The 3,280-nt window shown below is 55.9% G+C and carries 4 protein-coding genes; 2 read left to right on the forward strand and 2 right to left on the reverse strand.

Features of this window, described 5'->3' with window-relative positions; translation table 11 throughout:
* Positions 1-142 precede the first annotated feature (142 nt).
* Positions 143-673, reverse strand: coding sequence for a gamma-glutamylcyclotransferase (locus tag K5905_RS30350; protein WP_297591436.1), 531 nt, complete (start codon positions 671-673; stop codon positions 143-145).
* A gap of 102 nt (positions 674-775) precedes the next feature.
* Between K5905_RS30350 and K5905_RS30355 the strand changes: the two genes are divergently transcribed.
* Entirely contained in the window at positions 776-1,825 is a 1,050-nt protein-coding gene (locus K5905_RS30355) for a DUF2125 domain-containing protein (RefSeq protein WP_297591437.1), read from the forward strand.
* A gap of 106 nt (positions 1,826-1,931) precedes the next feature.
* On the opposite strand, the gene K5905_RS30360 is transcribed toward K5905_RS30355, so the two are convergent.
* Positions 1,932-2,108 carry a hypothetical protein gene (locus tag K5905_RS30360; RefSeq protein ID WP_367187040.1) on the reverse strand — a complete coding sequence of 59 codons (177 nt, stop codon included), beginning with the start codon at positions 2,106-2,108 and terminating at the stop codon, positions 1,932-1,934.
* 359 nt (positions 2,109-2,467) lie between these two features.
* On the opposite strand from K5905_RS30360, the gene K5905_RS30365 reads away from it, so the two are divergent.
* On the forward strand, positions 2,468-3,280 hold an 813-nt coding region (locus K5905_RS30365; RefSeq protein ID WP_297591439.1), incomplete at its 3' end, for an EamA family transporter.

Genomic DNA, 3,280 nt, shown 5'->3' on the forward strand with positions numbered 1-3,280 from the left:
GACTCCCTGCCGATCCTGCCGTTTATCGGCGACTGGAACGGGACTTCCAAGGCTGGTTTCCCGCATCAATAAGAAAAGCACTCCTACGAAGGAGTGTCAGTTAAAAGAAAGGGCCGCGCATCTTGCGTGGCCTTTCTTCTTTTTACGTGCCGGATTTGCCGTTCAGTCGTTCTGCCAACCAGGCCAGGCCCGTGTCGGGAATGCCCATCTCCTGCAGGTGTGCAGCGGTGTTGATGACGTATTCCGGGTTGGCCCCGGATTTTCCGACGGCACCGGTGACGATGTCCAGTTGTTTCTCCAACGGCAGAGCACCGGCATATTGCGCGTGGCCGTGATCGACCATGTAGACAAGCGCTTCGACTTTCTCGCCGCCGGTCAGTTCGATGTTATGCCAATGCTCCTTGTAGACCATCGTGGTCTGTTCGCGGGCCCGCAGATATTCCAGCGTTTGCGGCCAGATGCTCTCGCTGACCTGATAGGCGATGCCGTGGCAGGCGCCGCCATTGTCCAAACCAAAGACAAGTCCCGGTTTTTCCTGGGTACCACGATGGACCCAGGAATAGACGCAGAGCGCACGATGGGCACCGCGCAGCAGGGCCTGCTCAGATCGCAAATGATCAAATCCCGGGTTCCACATCAAAGAACCATAGCCAAATACCCAAAAATCGCTCATATCGACCTGTCTTCTGTCTCGCAGGTGCCGAGATAACAATCTCCGCCTGTCGATTCAATGCCGGTGTACAGTCTGCGTCATCAACTGAGAGTAAATTGAACCGTGTCCAAGAGCCCGAACGCACAAACCAAATCTTCCAAACGCCGCTATATCCTGCTCCTGAGTGCCATTGTTCTTGTCATTGCAGGATGGTCGGCGGCCTGGTTTTACGGTCGCTCGGTTCTGGCAGAGGAACTGGATGGACAGATGCGCACACTGGCGCAGAACGGTCTTGATATCTCGTGTGCGGATCTGACGATCGCCGGGTATCCGTTTCGTTACGAGGTCTCCTGTCGGAACATGCGATCGCTTGATCGCGCTGGCACAAGCGGATCGCTTCAGTCCCTGAATGCCGTTGCGCTGATCTACAATCCCCGGCACATCATTTTTGAGGCAGAGGCGCCGGCGGTGGTCGACGCACCGCTCAGCGGTGCCGCAGGGGAAGTTTCCTGGGAGACGGCACGGGCCAGTGTCAAGTTTTCGCAAGAGGCTCTTGGTGACGTCGACCTGGTTTTTCAAAAACCCGAGGCAGCGCTGGAAGATACCGTATCGGCCGGAGTATTTGCCGCCGAGAAAGCTGAAATTCACTTGCGTTCAGCACCGGATCAGGCGGATGCGCTCGATGGATTCCTGTCGGTTGATGGATTGCAATTGCAGTCGATCCCGCAATTGCAGGACAGCGTGGATTTTCGCGGACATGTTCAGATCAGCGGCGGAACGGCCCTGCTTGCCGGACTGGATCTTGTGTCGCTTGTTCGCATCAACGGCGGTGAATTGCCTGTCAAACTTGTTCTGCTGGAAGCATCGCTGGGGGACGGCAGCCTGGGAGCAAACGGGGACCTGATGGTAGGCGGCGATGGTACTTTGTCGGGTTCCATCAACGTTACGCTTGCAAATGCCGACGACCTGCTTCGTGCCCTGAAACCGTTGTTTCCCCCAAATGACAGTTCTTTTTCAGTGGTCGAGGGTGTCATCAACAGCTTGAAATCCGCAGGAGAGGGGTCCGGCGACAGTTCTACCGTCAGTGTGCCTGTAGTGCTTGACCGTGGCCTCATAAAAATCGGTTTTTTAACACTCGGCCAGATCCCCCCCCTTTTCTCGGCGGGGATTTAGAGCACAGCCATCAAACGATTCAACATTTGACGGCTGTGCTGTAGCGTTTGTCGAGGTTGAGATCTCATCCGAACCTCGACAAATTCTTGTTTCGTGCCAGGATCAATCAGTCGCCGGCGATCCGGTCGATCGGGATCAGATAGCTCTTGCGATGATCCGGTTCGGCGATCTTCTCATAAAGGGCGACAGCCGGTGTGTTCTTGCCGGGAACGATCCAGCGCAGATGCAACCAGCCACGGCGCTTGCCTTCCGCTGCCAGAGTTTCAATGATCTTGCGACCAATGCCCTGGTTGCGATGATCGGGATCATCTTGTCATCTGCAAAGGCGCCCAGCACTTCTGCGTTTTTGTCGCCAAGAATACGTTCGGCGTAATATTCGTCAGGACGGCGCGGTGCGCCGCGTTTCAGTGCCTGTGCATTTTCCGCAATGAGTGGTGCAAGCTGATGGGCATCTTCCGGCCCAAGGGTCTTGATTTCCGTTGTCGTCATGAATTCCCCGGCAGTGACAGGTCTTTAAATCGGATCACAACATGTCCCGAAACCGGAGTCGGGATCAAGGACTTGAATCAAATTCTGCCAACCCCTTTCGCTGTTTTTTGTTTCATGCCATGAGCGAGGGCTGTCGAAATGCAGGAAGGGACGATGGAAGGCTCGGGAAGACTCAAGGCAACGGTCATCGGATTGAGTGCCGTATTGATGTGGGCAACGCTTGGAGTGTTCGGGGCCGGATCAGGACGCGTGCCTCCTTTTCTGCTCAACGCGCTTTGTTTCGGCATTTCGGGGATGCTGGCGCTGATCTGGTTGATTGCGTCCGGCAAGGTGTCACTGCTGCGTCAACCGATTAGGATCTGGGCATTCGGGACATTCGGTCTTTTCGGATTTCATTTTTTCTATTTTACAGCGATCAGGAACGCACCACCGGTAGAGGCCAATCTGATCAATTACACCTGGCCGTTGCTGATTGTTCTGTTTTCCGCCTTTTTGCCCGGCGAACATCTGCGGCTGCATCACATTGTCGGTACCGTTCTCGGACTGGCTGGCGCGGTGCTTCTGATCACCGGTGGTGAAGGCATTGAGTTCGCCAGCGGTTCGGTGCTCGGATATGGCGCCGCAATTGCCTCTTCCCTGTTCTGGTCCAGCTATTCGGTTCTTTCCCGCCGTCTCGGAGCGGTTCCGACAGAGGCCGTCGCCGGGTTCTGCCTGATGACGGCCGTGCTGTCGGCCTTGTGTCATGTAACGTTGGAAGAAACTGTTTGGCCGGCAGCGCCGTTGGAATGGGCCTCGGTGCTGGCCTTAGCCCTGTTTCCGGTCGGGCTTGCGTTCTTTACCTGGGATATCGGCGTCAAGCGTGGCGACATTCAGGTCCTGGGGGCTGCGGCCTATTCTGCGCCTTTGCTGTCAACGCTGCTGCTCATTGCCTTTGGCTTCGGTGCATTATCGCTGTCGGTTGGCATT

This window comes from Roseibium sp., from assembly GCF_025698965.1.
In the GTDB taxonomy this organism is placed as follows: domain Bacteria; phylum Pseudomonadota; class Alphaproteobacteria; order Rhizobiales; family Stappiaceae; genus Roseibium.

Coding starts and splice junctions, on each gene's coding strand:
- K5905_RS30350 (WP_297591436.1), bottom strand. CDS start 673: ATGAGCGATTTTTGGGTATTTGGCTATGGTTCTTTGATGTGGAACCCG.